The sequence below is a fragment of the Streptomyces sp. NBC_00414 genome (assembly GCF_036038375.1).
Classification (GTDB): domain Bacteria; phylum Actinomycetota; class Actinomycetes; order Streptomycetales; family Streptomycetaceae; genus Streptomyces.
On the sequence record NZ_CP107935.1, the window covers coordinates 4,785,689 to 4,805,933 of the forward strand.

At 71.6% G+C, this 20,245-nt stretch carries 17 protein-coding genes and 1 pseudogene; 9 read left to right on the forward strand and 9 right to left on the reverse strand.

Annotation, left to right across the window (positions count from 1 at the left end; translation table 11 throughout):
- Position 1: 1 nt before the first annotated feature.
- A complete protein-coding gene (locus tag OHS59_RS20540; protein WP_328494873.1) occupies positions 2 to 1,351 on the reverse strand; it encodes an MFS transporter in 1,350 nt (449 codons plus the stop codon).
- A 145-nt stretch (positions 1,352 to 1,496) separates the two neighbouring features.
- Entirely contained in the window at positions 1,497 to 1,934 is a 438-nt protein-coding gene (locus tag OHS59_RS20545) for a MarR family winged helix-turn-helix transcriptional regulator (RefSeq protein WP_328494874.1), read from the reverse strand.
- Between the two features lie 164 nt (positions 1,935 to 2,098).
- Between OHS59_RS20545 and OHS59_RS20550 the strand changes: the two genes are divergently transcribed.
- Positions 2,099 to 2,281 (forward strand): ribbon-helix-helix protein, CopG family, encoded by a 183-nt coding sequence (locus OHS59_RS20550; RefSeq protein WP_328494875.1) that lies wholly within the window; start codon positions 2,099 to 2,101, stop codon positions 2,279 to 2,281.
- An 80-nt stretch (positions 2,282 to 2,361) separates the two neighbouring features.
- Here OHS59_RS20550 and OHS59_RS20555 read toward each other — a convergent pair whose 3' ends face one another.
- Positions 2,362 to 3,813, reverse strand: a complete 1,452-nt coding sequence (locus tag OHS59_RS20555; protein ID WP_328494876.1) for an NCS2 family permease — start codon at positions 3,811 to 3,813, stop codon at positions 2,362 to 2,364.
- Positions 3,814 to 3,957: 144 nt separating this feature from the next.
- On the opposite strand from OHS59_RS20555, the gene OHS59_RS20560 reads away from it, so the two are divergent.
- Together OHS59_RS20560 and OHS59_RS20565 are read left to right on the forward strand one after the other, a co-directional pair.
- The gene (locus OHS59_RS20560; RefSeq protein ID WP_328494877.1) at positions 3,958 to 4,206 is read left to right on the forward strand and encodes a DUF2530 domain-containing protein; all 249 of its coding nucleotides are present in this window, start codon (positions 3,958 to 3,960) and stop codon (positions 4,204 to 4,206) included.
- 676 nt (positions 4,207 to 4,882) lie between these two features.
- A complete protein-coding gene (locus OHS59_RS20565) occupies positions 4,883 to 7,330 on the forward strand; it encodes an HAD-IC family P-type ATPase (RefSeq protein ID WP_328494878.1) in 2,448 nt (815 codons plus the stop codon).
- 138 nt (positions 7,331 to 7,468) lie between these two features.
- On the opposite strand, the gene OHS59_RS20570 is transcribed toward OHS59_RS20565, so the two are convergent.
- The 3 genes from OHS59_RS20570 to OHS59_RS20580 form a co-directional block, all read right to left on the reverse strand.
- Positions 7,469 to 8,392, reverse strand: coding sequence for a hypothetical protein (locus tag OHS59_RS20570; protein WP_328494879.1), 924 nt, complete (start codon positions 8,390 to 8,392; stop codon positions 7,469 to 7,471).
- A 241-nt stretch (positions 8,393 to 8,633) separates the two neighbouring features.
- Entirely contained in the window at positions 8,634 to 11,834 is a 3,201-nt protein-coding gene (locus OHS59_RS20575; protein WP_328494880.1) for a sacsin N-terminal ATP-binding-like domain-containing protein, read from the reverse strand.
- A gap of 491 nt (positions 11,835 to 12,325) precedes the next feature.
- The gene (locus OHS59_RS20580) at positions 12,326 to 13,249 is read right to left on the reverse strand and encodes a DUF3027 domain-containing protein (protein ID WP_328494881.1); all 924 of its coding nucleotides are present in this window, start codon (positions 13,247 to 13,249) and stop codon (positions 12,326 to 12,328) included.
- 368 nt (positions 13,250 to 13,617) lie between these two features.
- Here OHS59_RS20580 and OHS59_RS20585 point away from each other — a divergent pair, with 368 nt between their 5' ends.
- The 4 genes from OHS59_RS20585 to OHS59_RS20600 all read left to right on the forward strand — a co-directional run bounded on the left by OHS59_RS20585 (position 13,618) and on the right by OHS59_RS20600 (position 17,333).
- Positions 13,618 to 15,039: an MFS transporter gene (locus OHS59_RS20585; RefSeq protein WP_328494882.1), complete on the forward strand. Its 1,422-nt coding sequence runs from the start codon at positions 13,618 to 13,620 to the stop codon at positions 15,037 to 15,039.
- 123 nt (positions 15,040 to 15,162) lie between these two features.
- Positions 15,163 to 15,651 carry a hypothetical protein gene (locus tag OHS59_RS20590; RefSeq protein WP_328494883.1) on the forward strand — a complete coding sequence of 163 codons (489 nt, stop codon included), beginning with the start codon at positions 15,163 to 15,165 and terminating at the stop codon, positions 15,649 to 15,651.
- 37 nt (positions 15,652 to 15,688) lie between these two features.
- Complete coding sequence (locus OHS59_RS20595; protein WP_328494884.1) at positions 15,689 to 16,462, forward strand: futalosine hydrolase; 774 nt, start codon at positions 15,689 to 15,691, stop codon at positions 16,460 to 16,462.
- The gene (locus OHS59_RS20600; protein WP_328494885.1) at positions 16,446 to 17,333 is read left to right on the forward strand and encodes a 1,4-dihydroxy-6-naphthoate synthase; all 888 of its coding nucleotides are present in this window, start codon (positions 16,446 to 16,448) and stop codon (positions 17,331 to 17,333) included. The genes OHS59_RS20595 and OHS59_RS20600 overlap by 17 nt, the downstream gene beginning before the upstream one ends.
- 139 nt (positions 17,334 to 17,472) lie before the next feature.
- On the opposite strand, the gene OHS59_RS20605 is transcribed toward OHS59_RS20600, so the two are convergent.
- Entirely contained in the window at positions 17,473 to 17,856 is a 384-nt protein-coding gene (locus tag OHS59_RS20605) for a cold-shock protein (RefSeq protein WP_107015351.1), read from the reverse strand.
- 188 nt (positions 17,857 to 18,044) lie between these two features.
- Here OHS59_RS20605 and OHS59_RS20610 point away from each other — a divergent pair, with 188 nt between their 5' ends.
- Entirely contained in the window at positions 18,045 to 18,293 is a 249-nt protein-coding gene (locus OHS59_RS20610; protein ID WP_328494886.1) for a hypothetical protein, read from the forward strand.
- 4 nt (positions 18,294 to 18,297) lie between these two features.
- On the opposite strand, the gene OHS59_RS20615 is transcribed toward OHS59_RS20610, so the two are convergent.
- Positions 18,298 to 18,918: an HAD family hydrolase gene (locus OHS59_RS20615; protein ID WP_328494887.1), complete on the reverse strand. Its 621-nt coding sequence runs from the start codon at positions 18,916 to 18,918 to the stop codon at positions 18,298 to 18,300.
- A gap of 108 nt (positions 18,919 to 19,026) precedes the next feature.
- Between OHS59_RS20615 and OHS59_RS20620 the strand changes: the two are divergent.
- Positions 19,027 to 19,134 (forward strand): annotated as a pseudogene (locus OHS59_RS20620) (cobalamin/Fe(3+)-siderophore ABC transporter ATP-binding protein); the annotation flags it as partial.
- Positions 19,135 to 19,165: 31 nt separating this feature from the next.
- Here the strand turns inward: OHS59_RS20620 and OHS59_RS20625 are convergent.
- Positions 19,166 to 20,245 (reverse strand): hypothetical protein, encoded by a 1,080-nt coding sequence (locus OHS59_RS20625; RefSeq protein WP_328494888.1) that lies wholly within the window; start codon positions 20,243 to 20,245, stop codon positions 19,166 to 19,168.

Here is a 20,245-nt window from a genome sequence, read left to right on the forward strand (position 1 = left end):
TCTACGCGGCAGTCGCCAGTTCCCGCTCTCGCGGTACGAAACGGACCTGCGGGTGGCCGCGGTGCCAGCCCACCGACAGGCGCAGGCCGCCCACGCGGGCCAGGACCACGCCGACGGTGGCCGCCGCCAGGGCCGAGACGACTCCGCCCATGGCGAAGCCCACCCGGGGGCCGTACGCGTCCGTGATCCAGCCGACCACGGGCGCCCCCAGCGGCGTACCGCCCATGAAGACCATCATGAACAGCGCCATGACACGGCCGCGCATGGCCGGGTCGGTGCCCATCTGGACGGCGGTGTTGGCCGTGACGTTGACGGTCAGGCCGGCCATCCCGATGGGGACCATGAGGGCGGCGAAGAGCCAGTACGACGGGGCCAGCGAGGCCACGATCTCCAGAACTCCGAAGGCGACTGCGGCGGCGATCAGCACGCGCAGCCGGGCCGTGCCGCGCCGGGCGGCGAGCAGCGCGCCCGCGACGGAACCCACGGCCATCAGCGTGTTGAAGAGGCTGTACGCGCCCGCGCCGCCGTGGAAGACGTCGTCCGCGTAGGCCGAGAGCCAGACGGGGAAGTTGAAGCCGAAGGTGCCGATGAAGCCGACGAGGACGATCGGCCAGATCAGTTCGGGGCGGCCGGCGACATAGCGCAGGCCCTCACGGAGCTGTCCCTTGCCGCGCGGGGCGCGCTCGACCTGGTTCAGCTCGCCGGAGCGCATCAGGAGGAGGCCCGCGATGGGCGCGACGAACGACAGTCCGTTGAGCAGGAACGCCCAGCCGGTGCCCACGCCGGTGATCAGCAGGCCCGCGACGGCGGGGCCGATCAGGCGGGCGGACTGGAAGTTCGCGGAGTTGAGGCTGACCGCGTTCTGGAGCTGGCCGGGGCCGACCATCTCGGCGACGAAGGACTGCCGTGCCGGGTTGTCGATCACCGTGGCGAGGCCGACGACGAACGCGGCGACGTACACGTGCCAGACCTGGACGTGTCCGCTGAGGGTCAGGAAGGCGAGTGCGACGCCGGTGAGGCCCATCGCGGTCTGGGTGACCAGGAGCGTCGGACGCTTCGGCAGGCGGTCGACGAGGACGCCGCCGTAGAGGCCGAAGAGCAGCATCGGCAGGAACTGCAGGGCCGTGGTGAAACCGACGGCGGCTGACGAGCCGGTGAGGCTCAGTACCAGCCAGTCCTGGGCGATGCGCTGCATCCAGGTGCCGGTGTTGGAGACGACCTGGCCGGTGAAGAACAGCCGGTAGTTCCTGATCTTCAGCGAGCTGAACATCGAGGAGCGGGTCTTGGGGGTGTGCGGGGTGTCGTGGGCGGCAGGTGCGGGGGCGGAGTCTGCTCCGGGTCCCGTACTCAACGGCGTTCGCCTCCTTGCGTGGTGCGTGCGGTGCGGGTGGTACGTGCGGCGAGGGTGTTGCTGGTGGTGCGTGCAGTGCGAGTGGTGCTGGTGGTGCGTGCCGTCTCACAGCCGTCCGTGGGTGCCCACGGATGACCGAGGCCGCCTACAGGTGCGCGAGCTTCTCCAGGACGGGGGCGGCTTCGCGGAGCTTCGCCCACTCCTCCTCGTCGAGGCCGTCGACGAGGGAGGCGAGCCATACGTTCCGCTTCATGCGGCTCTCCGCAAGCATGGCCTCCGCGCGCTCGGTCTGCGTGACGACCTTCTGGCGGCGGTCGTCCGGGTGCGGTTCGAGGCGGACCAGGCCCTTGGCCTCCAGCAGCGCCACGATGCGGGTCATCGAGGGCGGCTGCACGTGCTCCTTGCGGGCGAGTTCGCCCGGCGTGGCCGTGCCGCAGCGGGCGAGGGTGCCCAGGACCGACATCTCGGTCGGGCTCAGTGACTCGTCGACCCGCTGGTGCTTGAGTCGGCGCGACAGACGCATCACGGCGGAGCGCAGGGAGTTCACGGCGGCAACGTCGTCGCCATGGGTGAGGTCAGGCATGTTCTTTAGAGTAACTCATTACCCTACCTAAAGACCACCGCGACACCTCGCGAATAGCCGTGAGCCCGGCCACTCACGCCCCCACCGACCCCGACTTCACCCATACGAGTGAGACGGGCGCGGAAAGTGACACAGGGCACCGCCCGGCCGCGACCCTCGTACCCATGGGGACCACTGTGCTCAGCCTGCGGATAGACGAGGAGCTGCTCGACCGGCTCCGGCAGCACGCGGCGAAAAGGGGAATGAGCGTCCAGGACTATGTCGTCCGGACGCTCATTCGTGATGACTTCGACGAGCGGTTCCAGACCGCGGTCGAGGAGACGGAAAGGTTCTACGGGGTTCCGTAGAACTCCACGGGGCTCCGTGGGGCTCCACGGGGTTCAGCAGGGCTCTACGGGGTTCCGTGGAGCCCTGCCCGCGCCCCTGCTCACGTCAGGCCCAGCGCCGGCATCAGGTAGTAGAAGGTGAAGACCGCCGACACCACGTACATGGCGACCGGCACGTCACGTCCGCGCCCGGCCGCCAGCCTCAGCACGACGAACGTGATGAAGCCCATGCCGATGCCGTTCGTGATCGAGTACGTGAACGGCATCATCAGCATCGTCACGAACGCGGGGATCGCGATGGTGTGGTCGGCCCAGTCGATCTGCCGGATCGAGCCGGACAGGATCAGGAAGCCGACCGCGAGCAGGGCGGGGGTGGCCGCCTGCGACGGGACCATCGTGGCGATGGGGGTCAGGAAGAGCGCGACGGCGAAGAGCGCGCCGGTGACCACGTTCGCGAAGCCGGTGCGCGCGCCCTCGCCGACGCCCGCCGTGGACTCCACGAAACAGGTGGTCGCGGACGACGAGGTCGCGCCGCCCGCGGCGACCGCGATGCCGTCGACGAAGAGCACCTTGCTGATGCCCGGCATGTTGCCGTCCTTGTCGGTCAGCTTCGCCTCGTCGCCGATGCCCATGATCGTGCCCATCGCGTCGAAGAAGCACGACAGCAGGACCGTGAAGACGAACAGCACGCCGGTCAGTACGCCGACCTTGCCGAAGCCGCCGAAGAGGCTGACCTGCCCGACGAGCCCGAAGTCGGGGCTCGCGACCGGGTTGCCGGGCCACTTCGGGGTGGTCAGGCCCCAGGAGGGCACCTTTGCGACCGCGTTGATCACCACGGCGACGACCGTCATCGTGACGATGGAGATGAGGATCGCGCCGGGCACCTTGCGCACGATCAGCGCCAGTGTGAGGAGCGTGCCGAGGACGAAGACCAGGACGGGCCAGCCGTCGAGGTGGCCGGTCGCGCCGAGCTGCAGCGGCACGGTCGTCTGGGCGACGTCCGGGATGCGCGACACGAAGCCCGAGTCGACCAGGCCGATCAGCATGATGAACAGACCGATGCCGATCGCGATGCCCTTGCGCAGGCCGAGCGGTACGGCGTTCATGACGCGCTCACGCAAGCCCGTGGCGACCAGCAGCATCACCACGAGGCCCGCCAGCACCACCATCCCCATCGCGTCCGGCCAGGACATCCGGGGTGCCAGCTGGAGCGCGACGACGGTGTTCACGCCGAGACCGGCCGCGAGGGCGATCGGTACGTTGCCGATGACACCCATCAGGAGCGTCGTGAAGGCGGCGGTCAGCGCGGTCGCGGTGACCAGCTGGCCGTTGTCGAGCTGGTGCCCGTACATGTCCTTCGCGCTGCCCAGGATGATCGGGTTCAGCACGATGATGTAGGCCATCGCGAAGAAGGTGGCGAGACCGCCGCGGATCTCGCGCGGCAGGGTGCTGCCGCGCTCGGAGATCTTGAAGTAGCGGTCGAGGGCGCCGTGGGCGGACGCGGGGTCCGGCTCGTTGGGCGCGGAAGCCTTGGCGGGGGCCGAGGTGGGCATCGGAGACCTTTTTGGAGTTTCGTACGAGCAAAAGTGGCCAGAGTCAGGCAGATTCAGTATGAACATATGACGGCTTTGGCGCTATCTCCGCGCGTAGACCGCTGCGGTCGCTGTGCTTTTCCGCCCTCCTCGTAAGCTGTCCCCATGGCGAAGTGGACACCGACACATGAGGCACCGGAACCGCTGGAGGGTCCCGTGGTCGCGACCGTCACGGGCGGTGCGATCCTCTGGTTCGTCCTCTTCCTGGCCCAGCTGCCGTTCTACGGCTGGCTCGACGACCACGGGCACCTGTGGTGGCTGTGGACGTGCCTGGCCGGCGCGGGGCTGGGCCTGATCGGGATCTGGTACGTGCGGGGGCGCGAGGCGGCGATCAAACGGGCCTCCGCACCGTAGGGGGGTTTGCCGGTTACGCGCCGGGCCGCGGGCGGCGGGGTCGCAGGGGCGGGTGCCGGTGCACGGGTGGCGGGGTCGCACGGTTGCGCGCCGGCCTGCGGGGCAACGGGGCAGGGTTGCGCGCCGGCCTGCGGGGCAACGGGGCAGGGTTGCGCGCCGGCCCGCGGGGCAACGGGGGCGAGGTTGTGTGCCTGCCCGCGGGGGCAGCGGAAGCAAGGTTGTGCGCCGGCCCGCGGGGCAGCGGGGGCGAGGTTGTCTGTCGGGTGCGGGTCTGTGGGTGCTGGCCGCGCAGTTCCCCGCGCCCCTGAAAAGCGGGGCTACGCCCCTGCTTGTATCCCTCGCCCGACCCGCACACAACATCAAACGCCGCCCCCCGCCCCCTCAGGGGCGCGGGGAACTGCGCAACCCGCCCAGTCCGACCCGCACACGACATCACACGCCCACCCCCACCCCCCAGGGGCGCGGGGAACTGCGCAACCCGCCCAGTCCGACCCGCACACGACATCGCAGGCCGAGCCCACCCCAGGGGCGCGGGGAACTGCGCGACGAGCCCCACCGGCCCGCAGGGGACAGGTCGCGTTGATGTACTACCAGGGCATCACCCCGACTCCTCCCCTGGTCGGATCTTGACGCACTCACCGGGTGAACCCGCATATCCCCCCGTACCGTCGAAGACATGACGCACATCGACGCGGGCGCCGAACTCGACCCCGTGCACCCCGTCCCGCTCCCCGCGAGCGCGAAGACGGGAAGCACGAAAGGCCTCACCGCCGCCGAGGTCGCCGAGCGGGTCGCCCGGGGCGAGGTCAACGACGTCCCCGTGCGCAGCAGCCGCTCCACCGCCGACATCATCCGCGCGAACGTCTTCACCCGGTTCAACGCCATCATCGGCGTGCTCTGGCTGATCATGCTGGTCGTCGCACCGTTCCAGGACAGCCTGTTCGGCTACGTGATCATCGCGAACACCGGGATCGGCATCATCCAGGAGCTGCGCGCGAAGAAGACCCTGGACTCGCTCGCGGTGATCGGCGAGGCGAGGCCCACCGTCCGCAGGGACGGCACCGCCACCCCCATCGGCACCTCGGAGATCGTGCTCGGGGACCTGATCGAGATCGGCCCCGGTGACAAGATCGTCGTGGACGGCGAGTGCGCCGAGGCCGACGGCCTGGAGATCGACGAGTCCCTGCTCACCGGCGAGGCCGACCCGGTCGTCAAGCGGCCCGGCGACCAGGTCATGTCGGGCAGCTTCGTGGTGGCGGGCGGCGGCGCGTTCAGCGCGACGAAGGTGGGGCGCGAGGCGTACGCGGCGCAACTGGCCGAGGAGGCGAGCCGTTTCACGCTCGTCCACTCCGAGCTGCGTACCGGTATCTCCACGATCCTCAAGTACGTGACCTGGATGCTGATCCCGGCCGCCGTGGGCCTGGCCATCACCCAACTCGTCAGCAAGGACAACGACTTCAAGGACTCCATCGCGCGTGCCGTCGGCGGCATCGTGCCCATGGTCCCGGAGGGCCTGGTCCTGCTCACCTCCGTCGCCTTCGCGATAGGCGTCATCAGGCTCGGCCGGAAACAGTGCCTCGTCCAGGAACTCCCGGCCATCGAGGGCCTCGCCCGCGTCGACACGGTGTGCCTCGACAAGACGGGCACGCTCACCGAGGGCGGCATGGACGTCACCGAGCTGCGGCCCCTGGGCGACGAGAACGGCAAAGGCGGCGAGGGCGGCGACGAGTCGTACGTACGGAAGGTGCTGGGCGCCCTCGGCGCGTCCGATCCCCGGCCGAACGCCTCCCTCCAGGCCATCATCGACGCCTACCCGGACAGCGGGGACTGGCGCCGCGAGGGCGCGCTGCCCTTCTCCTCCGCCCGCAAGTACAGCGGAGCGTCCTTCGTGGAGAGCCCGGAGGGCGAGGGCGAGTCGAGTACGTGGCTGCTGGGCGCCCCGGACGTACTGCTGGCCGACGACGACCCCGCACTCGCCGAGACGGAACAGCTCAACGAGCAGGGGCTACGGGTCCTGCTGCTCGCCCGTGCCGTCAAGGACCTCGACGACCCCCGGGTGCAGGAGGGCGCTCGGCCGGCCGCGCTCGTCGTCCTGGAGCAGCGGCTGCGGCCCGACGCGGCGGACACCCTGCGGTACTTCGACGAGCAGGACGTACGCACCAAAGTGATCTCCGGCGACAACGCCGTGTCGGTCGGCGCGGTCGCCGCCAAGCTCGGCCTGCCCGGCGCCTCCGCGACGGTGGACGCGCGGCGGCTGCCCGCCGGGCAGGAGGAGATGGCCGAAGCGCTGGACGAGGGCTCGGTGTTCGGCCGGGTCACCCCGCAGCAGAAGCGCGAGATGGTGGGCGCGCTCCAGTCGCGCGGGCACACCGTGGCGATGACCGGCGACGGGGTGAACGACGTGCTCGCCCTCAAGGACGCCGACATCGGTGTCGCGATGGGCTCGGGGTCCGAGGCCACGAAGGCCGTCGCCCAGATCGTGCTGCTCAACAACAGCTTCGCGACGCTGCCCTCGGTGGTCGCGGAGGGGCGCCGGGTCATCGGGAACATCACGCGGGTGGCGACGCTGTTCCTGGTGAAGACGGTGTACTCGGTGCTGCTCGCGGTGCTGGTGGTGTGCTTCCAGGTGGAGTACCCGTTCCTGCCGCGGCATCTGACGCTGCTGTCGACGCTGACGATCGGGGTGCCGGCGTTCTTCCTGGCGCTCGCGCCCAACAAGGAGCGGGCTCAGCCGCATTTCGTGCGGCGGGTGATGCGGTACTCGATTCCCGGCGGGGCCGTGGCGGCGGTGGCCACGTTCACCACGTATCTGCTGGCCCGGCATCACTACACCGGTGAGGGGGCGTTGGACGCGGAGACCAGTGCGGCGACGCTGACGCTGTTCCTGGTGTCGATGTGGGTGCTGGCGATCATCGCGCGGCCGTACACGTGGTGGCGGGTGTGCCTGGTGGCTGCGATGGGGCTCGGGTTCTTGCTGGTGCTTGTGGTGCCGTGGCTGCAGTCGTTCTTCGCGCTGAAGCTGGTGGGGACGACGATGCCGTGGACTGCCGTCGGGGTCGCGGTGGTGGGGGCGGGCGTCCTCGAACTGGCATGGAAATGGGTGGACCGCCACGTCCCCGCCTAGCCCCGGCGGGGGGTGCGCAGTTCCCCGCGCCCCTAAAAGCCAAAGACTGCGCAGTTCCCCGCGGACCCGCGCCCAGGGACGCCGACGGCCCCACGCCAGTGGCTGGCGTGGGGCCGTCGGACAGGCGGGGCGGAAGAGTTAGTTCACGTCCACGAAGTCACCCGCGGCCTTGACCGCCGGAGTGGTCGTGGTGCCCGCGAAGTTGTACCGGAAGTACCCGTCAGCCGCAGCCTTGACCGTGGTCTTCAGCGCGCCCTTGGTACCGGACTTGACCGTCTTGACGTCCACGTACGTGGACGTGCCCTTCTTCTTGAACTGGAGCTTCACCGACTGCACGGTGTACCCCGCGTACTTGTTCGTCTCCCAGTTGGCGCGCGTCAGGGCACCGGTGACCGTGATGGTCTTGCCCTTCTTCACCGGCTCCGGGGAGGCGTTCACGGTGAGCTTGGAGTAGCGCTGCACCTTGGTGCTGCCGACCTTGGCCTGCTCGACGACCCCGACCTTGGTGACGTCGAAGTCGACGGCCTCCGGGTCCTCGCCGTTGAAGGCGATGGCGTAGGCGTTCGCCGACCACGCACCGGCGTCGGAGTTGCGCAGCTCACCCTCGCCCGGGTACACGTCGATGCTGCCCGTGCAGGAGGCGGTCGTGGTGGTGACCACCTTGCAGGTCGGCCACAGGTCGCCGAACAGGTAGTTGTCCGGCTCCGTGTAGGAGCCCTTGTAGATCTCCACGTCGACGAGGAAGTCGGCGGCCTTGATGTCCACGTCGGCGGCGTGCGTCAGCGTGAACGTCGTCGGGACGGTGACGTGCTTGGTGGTGCCGGCCACGATGGCCTTGCCACCGTTGACCTTCACGTTGGAGATGCTCGCGTCGAGCGCGTACGGCGCGTCGGCCGCGGCGGCGCGGGCGCCGGTCTTGCCGGACGCCGCGTGGGCGGCGTCCAGAACCTTCGCGGTGTCCTCGCGCGTGATCGCGGGACCGTCGGCCTGCGCGGCCGGCACGGCGAAGGCGGAGAGGGCCAGGGCGCCGGTGACGGCGGCCACGGTGGCACGTATGCGCATGCAATCCCCTGATGGAGAAAGGGGCCCCGACGGTAGGTCTTCACATTGGGGCCCGAGTGATCGGGGAGTCTGTTGACTCAGGTGATCAGATTCGTGACGGGGGTGAATGGTTGTACGTGTGGTGAAGGTTTTGCGAACTCGTGATCAAGGTCGCCCCATCCGCCCCCGAAACCGACCGATCGAGCCCTCGAACCGGGCCGACCGAGCCCACCCGGCCCGGCCGACCGGCCCGCCCCGGCGCTCAGTCGAACCAGCGGTCCCGGGCCAGTTCCGCCGTCCTGGACGGGTCCTCCAGCAGGGCCGCGACCTCGAAACGGCGGGGCCACTGTCCGGCCGCCCAGGCGAGACCCGCGGCGACGCCCTCCACGGTGGAGGCGTGCAGCACTCCGTCGCGGGTGCGGCGCCAGTCGAGTTCGGTGCCGTCGACGACGAGTTCCTCGTGCTCGAGGTAGGTCGCGGGGGTCGAGGGGCCCAGCAGGACCCGTACGGACTCCGGTACGTCGTGTTCGGCGCCCTCGCTGGTCACCTCGCCGGTGACGGACTCGCTCAGCCGCCTGACCTGGAACAGCTCGGCGAGGTCGGCGGCCCGCGCGGGCCGTACCGGGAGCAGGGGCGTGCCCGCGGTGAAGGGCAGCAGGTCGGGCGAGTCGACGACCACGGCGTCGGCCGCGTCCACGACCCGCACCTCGCCGTCCACGACGGCCCGCAGTTCGTCCGGCAGGGTGACCTGGTCGGGGTCGAGGTCCGCCAGCGCGCCGTAGAGGGCGTGCAGTTGGGCGGCCGAGACCTCGCGGTCGGGGTCGGCCAGCCGGTCGAGCAGCTCCGCGCCGCCGCCCGGTTCGGCGAGCAGCGCGGCCACGGACGTACGGACTCCGAGGGCCCGCAGCACCTGCTCGTCGTCGAAACCGGCCGCGTCGGCGGCGTCGTACAGGCCGTGCAGGAGCGGGTCGCCGCCCTCGGCGCGCAGGCCGGCCGGGCGGCGGCCGTCGAGGACGGGGTGCCCGCGCAGCCACCAGGCGGTGTAGGAGCGGATGATCTCGTGCGTGCCGTCCGGCAGCAGGACGCGGACCGGCTGGGTGAGGGCGTCACGCAGCGGCGGGCGGGAGAGCAGGGCCAGGGCCTCGGGCCAGCGGTCGTCGTCCACGAGGTCGAGGTCGCGCACGGCGACGATCTCCGTGGCGACGGGCGGCACCGGTGATTCCGGCAGCCCGTCCAGGGAGTCCTCGCACCACACGTCCACGGCGTCGAGCAGCCCGGCGTCGTCGGGTTCGGCGAAGTCGCCGTCCCGCGGCTCCAGTTCGTCGGGGTCGAGGACGACGTCCGTGGCGCGTACGAGGGCGAAGTTCGCCAGTACGCCACAGGCGGCGAGGGGCTGCTCGCCCCAGCGTTCGGCCAGTTCGGGGTCGACGGAGGCGAGTTCGTCCTCGCGCATCACCTGGGCGAAGGGGCTGCCGGGCAGGACGAGTTCGCCGGCGGGGACGAGTTCGCCCTCGTCGTCGGGGAGCGCGAGGGCGCCGAGCCAGGGCTCGTCGCCGGGTTCGAGGTTCGCGTCACGGACGAGCGCGAGGACGGTGTCGGCCAGTTCCTCGGCGTCCGGGGTGGTGTCGTCGTCCCAGCCGCCGCGGTCGTCGTCGAGGGATCCGGCGACGGCCGCCCGGACCTGCGGAGTGGTGAGGACGGCCCGTGCGGTGGCGGGCAGGGCGCCCAGCTTCTCCAGGAGTGGATGGACGGCGTCCGGATGGGCGACCTTGAGGCCGAGCCGGGCGAGCGCGTCGGGCGCGGCCCCGGCTCCGCTCCCGCTCCCGGTTCCGTTTCCGGTTCCGTTTCCGGTTCCGTCGGCGGTGGGCAGCAGGATCTGCCGGGGGCCGATCGTCGTACGGCCGTCGGCGAGCGGGACGGGCAGCCCGGAGAGCCGGTCCGGGTCGACCCCGGCGAGGCTGTCGTACAGGCGCCGCCACCACTCGGGGGCCTTCTCCAGACCCGCGAGCCGGTCGACCGCCTCGGCCAGCGGCACCCGCGCGACGCCCAGGGTGCGCAGTTCGGCACGCCGTTCGAGTCCGGCGGGCAGCAGGCTGGGCAGCACCTCGGCGAGCACCTGGACGGTCTCGGCGCCCGCGCCCTCCACCACTTCGGCGTCGCGGGGCCGCAGGGCCTCGGGAAGGTCGGAGTCCTCGGAGTCGGGGTCGGCGTCGGCGGGCGGCTCGATCGCGGGCGGCAGGAACACGGTGCGCGGCAGCCGTTCGAGGATCGCCTGCCGCAGGGCCCCGTCCAGTTCGCCCTTGCCGAGCGGGCCCGGCACCAGGCCGATGATTCCGGTGGTCACGGGCCGCCAGGCGGCGAGCAGCCCGACGTACGCGTCCGCGGCGCGCTGCACCAGGAAGTCGGTCAGCGGGCCCGGGGCGGCATGGCGGCGGGTGGTGTCGAGCGGCAGCGAGGCGATGAGCAGCGCGGGCACGCCGAGGGGCTCGTCGCTGGGGGTGGGCGCGTGCACGACGGGGCCCGTGCGGGGGCGGCCCGGGGTGCCGTCGGCGTCGACCGGGACGGCCCAGGTGACCGACCAGTGGGGGCGCAGGCGCTCCTCGACGGGCCGGTCGGCGAGCAGCGCGGGCTCCAGGGATCCGTGCGCGGCGACGGTCCGCCAGCGGGTCGTACCGTCGCGGGAGTCCTCGACGATCACGTCGCCGACGCCCTCGCTCGCGTCCTCGGCGCGGCGCCGGATCGTCCGTACGCGGCCGTCCCCGGTCTCGACGACCACTTCCTCAAGGCCGGGCAGGGCGAGCAGCAGGGCGTCGTCGATCCCGTCGAGCAGCCGCTCCGCGAGATCCTCCGCGGCCGGGTCCCGCAACGGCAGGACCACGACACTGTCGTACGGGTCCGGCGCGGAGCCCTCGGCCGCGAACGGCAGCCGGAGCAGCGGCACATGGCCGTCGCGGCGGCGCAGTTCGTCGCCGAGCCCGGGGCTGTGGCGGGCGATGTCGACGGCGAGGTCCCGGGCCTCGACGAGCGACCAGCGGACGCCGCCGTGCCTGCCCAGCAGGGCGGGTTCGTCGGTCACGGCGAGGACGGCCGCGAAGCCTACGCCGAAGCGGCCGACCGCGCTGTCGCTGTCGTCGCGCTTGGCGGAGGCGCGCAGGGTGGAGAGGGATTCGACACCGGTGGCGTCCAGGGGGGCGCCGGTGTTGGCGGCGGCGAGGACTCCGTCACGGAGGGTGAGGCGGAGCCGGCCCGGGACGCCCGCGCGGGAGGCGGCGTCGGAGGCGTTCTGGGCGAGCTCGACGACCAGGCGGTCGCGGTAGCCGCCGAGTACGAGGTCCTCCTCGGAGTTGGCGTCCTCACGGAACCGCGCCGGGCTCGTCGCCCAGGCGTCCAGCACCCCGCGTCGCAGCCGTGCTGTCCCGAACGGGTCCGCGCCCTCGGCAGCCGGCCGCACGAAGTTGCTCACGCTTGACACTCCCTCTCGTCGTACGCCCGCACGCTTCGGCCGGCCGCGGCAAGAAGGTACCGCGCGGGTCCCTTGGCAGGGGGCCAGGGTCGGGGGCACCCGGGGTGGGAGGGGCTGTGGACCAGCGCGGCCCGGTGGGGGACTGGCCGCGCCGTTCCCCGCGCCCCTAAAGACCTAAAGACCCAAAGACAGAAAGACTGCGCCGTTCCCCGCGCCCCTGAAAGGGCGCCCTTTCAGGGGCGCGGGGAACGGCGCGACAAGCCACACACAACCCGCACATGCGAACCGGGCCGAGCCCTTTGGGGGGCGCGGGGAACGGCGCAGTCTTTTCGCTTTCAGGGGCGCGGGGAACCGCACGGCCGGCTCCCACCGCCCGCACCTGGCAGCCGGGCCCAGCTTCGAGGGGCGCGGGGAACTGCGCAGACCGCCCCACCGAGCCGCACCTGACAGGCCGGGCCCAGCCCACCACCGACAGCCCAGCCGCAGGCGGCCTAACTGTGGCCGTACTCCGCGGCGGAGCCGTCCGGCCCCACCGGCACCGAACCCGAGTCGGGCGAAGGCCGGAGCGGGAACGGATCCACCCGCGTCTCGTCGATCACCGGAGGTGCCGGCCGCGCGGGCGTAGGCATGACCGCGGCCTCCGAATGCCCACCGCACCCGTAGGAAAGCGACACCACACGCCCATCGGCGGGCGAGAACTCGTTCGCGCACAGACCGAAGGCCTGCCCCAGCGAACCGCCGATGGGATTGAGGAACCCGCAGCTGACGCACGTGGCGGGTGCCGCCTGCGCCATCGCGGTCTTCGCCCCGTACGACTCCTCCCACCGGTCGGCCGCGACATGCAGCCCGTACCGGGACAGGACGCGGGCCCGCCGCATGCCCAGTTCCTCGGCCACGGAAGCGATCGAGCCGCGCGAGGGCACGAGCGGCAGCGCGGCCGGCGCCTGCGCCGTGATCTCGGCGTCCTCCGCCTCGGCCAGCTGGGCCATCTCCTCGGAGATCGGCGCGTTCGGAGCGGGCTCGTCCTCGCCGGAGTAGCCGGGTTCCAGACGCAGATCCTCCGCGTCCGTGGGCAGCAGGTCCCCGGGGCCCATGTCTCCCGGCCGGAGCCGCTCGCTCCACGGCACCCACTCGGGCGCCAGCAGGGCATCGGTGCCGGGCAGCAGCACGCTCTCGTCGAGGGTGACGACCTTCGCCCGGGAGGCCCGGGCCACCGTCACGGCCCAGCGCCAGCCGCGGTAGCCCATCTCCTTGCACTCGAAGAAGTGCGTGACGACGCGGTCCCCTTCGCTGACCATGCCCGCGTGCTCCCCGACGACGCCGGGAGCGGCGGCCTCCTCGGCGGCTGCCCGGGCGAGGCCCACGGCCTCGGCACACAGACGGTCGGGGGTTCGGCTTCGCGTTGTCGCGCTCACAGGTATCGCTTCTCTCCTACGCCGTCTCACGAGTGCGCCATCCCTCGACGGGGGTGCGGACGGAGCGGACCGGAGGGCCGCGTCGACGTCCGCGCCCGATCGCACTCGGGCGCACCTACGTCATCCATTCTGCGGGATGACCGAGAGGCGCGCGGCCGAGAACAACCGCCGCGGGCGCGCTACGCACGCTACCGCCTCGTCGGCGCTGGGCCTACACCGGCGTTGCCTTCATGCCTTCGCGGCGTTCCCCCGGCCGGGTGCCCGGGGCACCTTTCAGGCGTGCCCGGCGCCGGATCCACAGCCCCCACTCAGCCGCTATACGTGCGGTAACTGCGCTACTTCCACCGTTCTCGGGGCACTATTGCGGAGTGGCAGCCGCGAGGTCACCCCAAGGAGCCACCGGAATCGGTGGCGCCGGGGCAGGAGACAAGAGCGGGTCGGGTCCGGTGCGCGGGGCCGTCCGTTCCGTCGGGCATGCCCTGCGACTGCCGTTCAGCGGTACGGCGAGAGGCATCAGAAAGGCGACACACGCGCACGGCGCGGGCGAGTCGGGCCTCGGCAAACTGATCGAACTGCACGGGGTGAACGGCGCCGGCGACATGTTGATCACCGTGGCGCTCGCCTCGACGGTCTTCTTCTCGGTCCCCACGGACGAGGCCCGCGGCCGGGTGGCGCTCTACCTGGCGATCACCATGGCCCCGTTCACGCTGCTCGCCCCGGTCATCGGCCCGCTCCTGGACCGGCTCCCGCACGGCCGGCGCGCCGCGATGGCGGGCGCGTTCATGGCGCGCGCGTTCATGGCCCTGCTGCTGTCGGGCGCGGTCGTCACGGGCAGCATCGAGCTGTATCCGGCGGCCCTCGGCGTCCTGGTGGCGTCGAAGGCGTACGGCGTGGTGAGAAGCGCCGTGGTGCCCCGGCTCCTGCCACCCGCGTTCTCCCTGGTGAAGGCGAACTCGCGGGTCACGCTCGGCGGCCTGCTGGCCACCGGTGTGGCGGCCCCGATCGGCGCGGGACTCCAGGCCCTCGGCCCCCGCTACCCGCTCTACGGCGCCTTCCTGATCTTCGTGGCGGGTACGTTCCTGTCGTTCTCGCTGCCGCACAAGGTCGACTCGGCCAAGGGCGAGGACAAGGCCCTGCTCGCTTCGGACGAGCAGCATCTGCACGGGCCGCACCTGAAACAGCCCAAGCGCCCCGGCCTGCGCACGGTCGGTACGGCGGTCACGCATGCCCTCGCCGCGAACGCCGCGCTGCGCGGCCTCTCCGGCTTCCTGATCTTCTTCCTGGCGTTCCTGTTGCGCGAACACCCCCTCGCCGGCGCCAGCGCGGCGGTCTCGCTGACCATCGTCGGCGTGTCGGCCGGTGTGGGCAACGCGCTGGGCACGGCGGTCGGCGCGGCGCTCAGATCCCGCGCGCCGGAACTCATCATCGTCACGGTGGTCGCGGTGGTGCTGGGCGTGGCGATCACGGCGGCGGTGTTCTTCGGGGTGCTCCTGGTGGCGGTGCTCGCCGCGTTCGCCGGATTCGCCCAGGCGCTGTCCAAGCTGTCCCTGGACGCTCTGATCCAGCGGGACGTGCCGGAACTGGTGCGGACCTCGGCGTTCGCGCGCTCGGAGACGATCCTTCAGATGGCCTGGGTGGTCGGCGGGGCGATCGGTATCGCGCTGCCGCTCAACGGCACGCTCGGGATGGCGGTGGCCTCCGCGATCATCGCCCTCGGCTGGCTCACCACGGTCCGCGGGCTGCTGAGCGCGGCCCGGCACGGCGGACGGCAACACGCGCACCTGGTCTGAGCCGCGCGGTGCCCGCCCGGCGGCGGCCCGATCGCCGCCTGCTCACGTCCGTTCCGGTCCGCGGCACGCCGCGTATCGCACCCACATGGCCGGGCCGCCCGACCCGCCCGATAACCTTCGGCCATGAGCTCCCAGCGTCCCCTTGCGCGCCGTCGCCGCGCCGTCGCCGCCGCCGGCGCCGTTTCCGCCGGACTTCTCGTGCTGTCCGCCTGTGACAAGCCGACGCCGATGGCCACCGTCACGGTCGGCAAGAACTCGATCAGCTCCGAGGCCGAGTGCTACGAGGACGGCAAGAACATCGGCAAGGAGGAAGCGACCAAGTGCGCCCTCAAGAAGTCCTCCGACACGATCAGCGTCTCGCAGGGCGAGACGCTGCGGATCGGTGTCGACCCGGAGATCGCCGACGAGGGCTGGGCCCTGTGGCTCAACGGCCAGCAGGTCACCTCCCCGTTCAAGAAGACGTACTACGCCTTCGAGGGCGTCGACCTCTTCGCCGAGCAGTCGGGCCAGGCCGCCCCGAAGACGATCTACATCAGCGTCGTCCAGCAGAACAAGAGCGGTTCGCAGTTCAAGGGCGTCTGGAACTTCAAGCTGGAGAACGCGGACGCCTGAGCCGGCCGAACCGCCCGTTCCCCGTGAAGCGCCGCTCATGCGTGTCCTCGTAACCACCGCGGTCCCCGCCGAACGGGACGCGGTGGCCTCGGCGTTCACGGTCCCGGTGTCGGCGCACCCGGTTCCGGGGGCGGCCCTGAGCAGGCTGACGCTCGTGGCGGACCGCTCCGACCTCCGCGACCGTCTCGTGCTCGATCTCCTGGCCGGTGGCGTGGGTCCGGCCGCCGCCGCCGCGTCGACCGCCGCCGCGCTCACCGCTGCCGCGCTGGCCGGTGAGCCGTACGACGTGGTGGTCTCCGCCGGTATCGGCGGCGGGTTCCAGCCCGACGCGCCCGTCGGATCGCTCGTCCTCGCCGACGACATCACCGTCGCGGACCTCGGCGCGGAGACCCCCGAGGCCACCGGGACCACCGGGACCACTGTCGGATTCACGCCGGTCACCGAACTGGGGTTCGGAGCCGTCACCCACCGGCCGCCGGAATCACTCGTACGAGAGCTCGCGGCCGTCACCGGAGCGCGTCGCGGGTCCGTCCTCACCGTCAGTACCGTGACCGGAAGCACGGCGCGCGCCGCGGAACTGCGCCGTCGCCACCCGCGGGCGCTCGCCGAGGCCATGGAGGGTTTCGGGGTCGCCGAGGCTGCCGCGGCGCACGGCGTCCCCGTCCTGGAGATCCGTGCCGTGTCCAATCCCGTGGGCCCCCGCGACCGCGCCGCCTGGCGGATCGGCGAGGCCCTCGCGGCGCTCACCGGGGCCTTCGGGAAGCTTGCGCCCGTACTGGAGAGTTGGAACCCACATGACCTCACCCACTGAGCCCTCGCAGAACACGCGGAACTCGCGGACACAGCCCCTGAGGATCGCCTACTCGCCCTGTCCGAACGACACCTTCGTCTTCGACGCCTGGGCCCACGGCCGGATCCCGGGAGCACCCGCGCTCGATGTGACCTTCGCGGACATCGACATCACCAACGGCATGGCGGAACGCGGCGAGTTCGACGTCCTGAAGGTGTCGTACGCCGTCCTGCCGTACGTCCTGGACGAATGGGCCCTGCTGCCCTGCGGAGGCGCTCTCGGGCGTGGCTGCGGGCCGCTGGTCCTCACCCGGGAGCCGGGCGTGGACCTCACCGGCCGCACGGTCGCCGTGCCGAGCGAGCGGTCGACCGCGTACATGCTGTTCCGCCTGTGGGCCGCGGACACGGTCCCCGGCGGGGTCGGCGAGATCGTGGTCATGCCGTTCCACGAGATCATGCCCGCGGTACGGGACGGGAAGGTGGACGCCGGACTGGTCATCCACGAGGCCCGTTTCACGTACCAGAACTACGGTCTGCACAAGCTCGCGGACATGGGCGAGCACTGGGAGTCGACGACGGGCCTGCCGATCCCGCTGGGCGCGATCATCGCCAAGCGGTCGCTGGGCGAGGCCGCGCTGGGGCTGCTCGCGGAGTCCGTCCGGGCGTCCGTACGGGCGGCCTGGGACGATCCCGAGGCCTCGCGGGCGTATGTGCTGGAGCACGCGCAGGAGATGGACTCGTCGGTCGCCGACCAGCACATCGGGCTGTACGTCAACGAGTTCACGGCCGACCTGGGCGAGGACGGGTACGCGGCGATCCGTGGCCTTCTCACGCGGGCGGCGGCGGAGGGGCTCGTGCCGGCTCTCGCGCCGGGGGCGCTGACCTTTCCCTAAGGGGGATGGGCGGGCGCAGAGTGTCCGTGCGGGCTGGCGGGAACTGGTCGCGCCCCGCGGCGGAGCCGCAGATGTCACGGCCCCGCGCCCCTTGAAGGGCTGCGCCCATCGGAGCGCAGCCCGGACCGGTGCGGGGCGGTTACACGTCCAACTGGTCCGCCACCGCGCGCAGCAGGCCTGCGATCTTCGCGCCGGAGGCCTTGTCGGGGTAGCGGCCGCGCTCGAGCATCGGCGTGATGTTTTCCAGAAGGGTCGTCAAATCCTGGACGATCGACGCCAGTTCGTCCGGCTTACGGCGCTGGGCCGCCGCCACGGAGGGCGTGGGGTCCAGAAGCGTCACCGAAAGCGCCTGGTCACCGCGCTGTCCGGCGACCACACCGAACTCCACACGCTGCCCCGGCTTGAGAACATCGACTCCGGCGGGCAGGACCGAGGAATGCACGAAAACGTCGCCGCCGTCGTCGCGGGAGAGAAAGCCGAAGCCCTTCTCACTGTTGAACCACTTGACCTTGCCGGTAGGCACGTCTGTCCTCGTCCTCGTACTCGTCGGAAACTGCGTCGGAAAAAATACGGCTGAAAACTGCTCGGGAAACAGGTCCGTACAGCACTACAGCGGGTCGTCGGACCCGCCGGTACCAAGGCTAATGGTCCGGCGGCTGCTGACAAGACGTCGCCGGATTGTTCTCCCGGGCAGGGAACTACCCTGGTCGAGTGCGTGACAAAACCCAACCGAATTCCGCCGCGGCCGGAGACCGACTGATCCGTGCCGGTGCCATCGTGTTCTTCGTCGGAGCTCTGGCCACACTGGTCACCGTGGCCCCGCTGCTGCTCGACACGACGCCCTTTCCTACGTACATGTTCGGTCTGAGCATGTTGATGGGCGTCGGATTCCTCATCGCGGGAGCGGGGGTGTTCCAGTCGATCGCCAGTGGGCGCCGGCAGGCGCGCGGAGGTTTGTGACCGTTTACCGGCGGGCCGCCAGCCAACTCGGGAACTCCAGCAGGTCCTTGAGCACCACGTCGGCGCCCGCCGCGCGCAGTTCCTCCTCGTCGCACGGGCCGGTGGCCACCGCGACGGACAGTGCTCCGGCGGTGCGCGCGCCGCGTACGTCGCCGGTGTGGTCGCCGACGTAGACGTCCGCGTCGTACTCGCGCAGGGCCTCCGCCTTGCGCTCGGCCCACAGGTCGCCGATGACGGCGTCGGCGTCGATGCCGAGATGGCTGAGATGCAGCTTGGCGTTGGGCTCGTACTTCGCGGTGACGACGATCGCCCGGCCCCCGGCCGCCCGCACCGCCGCTATCGCCGCACGGGCCCCGGGCATCGCGGGCGTCGGGGCGATGGCGTGGGTGGGGTACATCTCCCGGTACACGTCCGCCATGCTCGCGACCTCCTCGGCCGGAAACCAGTTGATCAGCTCCTCCGCGAGCGGGGGCCCGAGCCGTGTGACGGCCAGATCGGCATCGATGAAGGTTCCCGTCCGCACGGAAAGCGCCTCGTAACAGGCACGGATCCCCGGCCGGGAATCGATAAGGGTCATGTCGAGGTCAAAGCCAACGGTCAACACAGCAGAGGTCATAAAAACCATTGTGCCCACCACGCACAACGCGCCCTGAAGGGGCGCGGGGAACTGCGCGACCAGCCACAAGGCACCCGCACCCGACAACCGCCCCGCACCCCCCGCATGCACTCGGCACGGGAGGTCTTCGGCCTGGAGTGCGTGGGCGTGCCCGATCCGGTGCCCGGGTCGCCGCTGGTGGTGCCGGGGGCGCCGTGGGGCGCGTCGCCGGAGCAGACGCGCGGGGAGACCGGGGTCCCCGCCCAGGAGGGGGCCGCTACCTCCGTCGCTGCGACCTCCACACCAGGTACAGCGCGGAAGCGACAGCCGCGCTCCGCAGGACCCACGGCCAGGTCTCGGCGATCGCGCCGCTCATCTGGTCCTGCGCGATGGGCTCGCCCCAGCGCTCCTCCGTACGGCCCCAGATCCAGACGATGCCCCCCGCGGCGACGATGCCGGGCACGACGAGGACGGCCCACTTCGACTCGGTGGGGCTCAGCCGGCGCGAGAGGTAGGCGATGAGCCAGCCGAGGGCCAGCATGACGAGGTTGCCGATGACCGCGCCGGCGACCAGGAGGGCGGCGGCGAGCAGCAGCAGCGGGTTGGACCAGCCCCCGCCGCCTCCACCGCCCCCGAGGGACGGCAGGCGGGGTACGAAGCGGCGGGGTACGAAGCGGCGGCGTACGCGCCCGGCCGGTTCCGCCGCCTCGACGGGTGCCGCCGGCTCGAGGGCCGCCGCGGACTTCTCCCCGGGCCCGTCGGTGTCGTCGGGGTCGTCGCCGGGCGGCGGCTTGAACAGTTCCGGGATCTCCACGCCCCCGGTGAACCCCGGCACGCTGTCCGTCGCCCCGAACGGTCCGCTCTCCACACGCCACCAGTCGGGCTGGGGGCCGGTGCCGAGCTCGTCCGTGCTGGCGAGGTGCGGCGGGGTGGGCGTGGGGCCGACCATCCCGTTCGGTTCCGACTCGGCGAGTTTCGACTCGGCGGAGCGTGGCCGGGGCACCGCGCGGCGCAGGCGCCCGGGCCGGCCCTCCGGCTCCTGGGCGCGCTGGGCGGGGACGGCGGACCGCCTCGGCGGGGCCGGGGTCTCGCCCGTGTCGGCACCGGTGCCCATGCCCGTGCCGTCGGCCTTCGAGTTGGCGTCCGCGACCACCGACTCGGGGGTGCCGATGCGGTCGAGGAGGCGGCGGACCGCGGCCGGGCTGTCGATGGCCGCCTTGGCCCGGCGCCGGTCGATCTCGGTGCGCAGTTCCGACACGAGCCGCATCCGCGTCCCCGACGGCAGCTGCCTCTGCTGGGCCAGGTCGCCCACCCGGCTCAGATAGTCGAATACGAGCTGGTCGCTCTCGATCCCCAC

What these genes read in the sequence shown, in the direction of transcription:
- OHS59_RS20555 (WP_328494876.1), bottom strand. Translation starts at nt 3,813, where the DNA reads ATGCCCACCTCGGCCCCCGCCAAGGCTTCCGCGCCCAACGAGCCGGAC.
- OHS59_RS20545 (WP_328494874.1), bottom strand. Translation starts at nt 1,934, where the DNA reads ATGCCTGACCTCACCCATGGCGACGACGTTGCCGCCGTGAACTCCCTG.
- OHS59_RS20565 (WP_328494878.1), top strand. Translation starts at nt 4,883, where the DNA reads ATGACGCACATCGACGCGGGCGCCGAACTCGACCCCGTGCACCCCGTC.
- OHS59_RS20595 (WP_328494884.1), top strand. Translation starts at nt 15,689, where the DNA reads ATGCGTGTCCTCGTAACCACCGCGGTCCCCGCCGAACGGGACGCGGTG.
- OHS59_RS20570 (WP_328494879.1), bottom strand. Translation starts at nt 8,392, where the DNA reads ATGCGCATACGTGCCACCGTGGCCGCCGTCACCGGCGCCCTGGCCCTC.
- OHS59_RS20550 (WP_328494875.1), top strand. Translation starts at nt 2,099, where the DNA reads ATGGGGACCACTGTGCTCAGCCTGCGGATAGACGAGGAGCTGCTCGAC.
- OHS59_RS20590 (WP_328494883.1), top strand. Translation starts at nt 15,163, where the DNA reads ATGAGCTCCCAGCGTCCCCTTGCGCGCCGTCGCCGCGCCGTCGCCGCC.
- OHS59_RS20615 (WP_328494887.1), bottom strand. Translation starts at nt 18,918, where the DNA reads ATGGTTTTTATGACCTCTGCTGTGTTGACCGTTGGCTTTGACCTCGAC.
- OHS59_RS20600 (WP_328494885.1), top strand. Translation starts at nt 16,446, where the DNA reads ATGACCTCACCCACTGAGCCCTCGCAGAACACGCGGAACTCGCGGACA.
- OHS59_RS20560 (WP_328494877.1), top strand. Translation starts at nt 3,958, where the DNA reads ATGGCGAAGTGGACACCGACACATGAGGCACCGGAACCGCTGGAGGGT.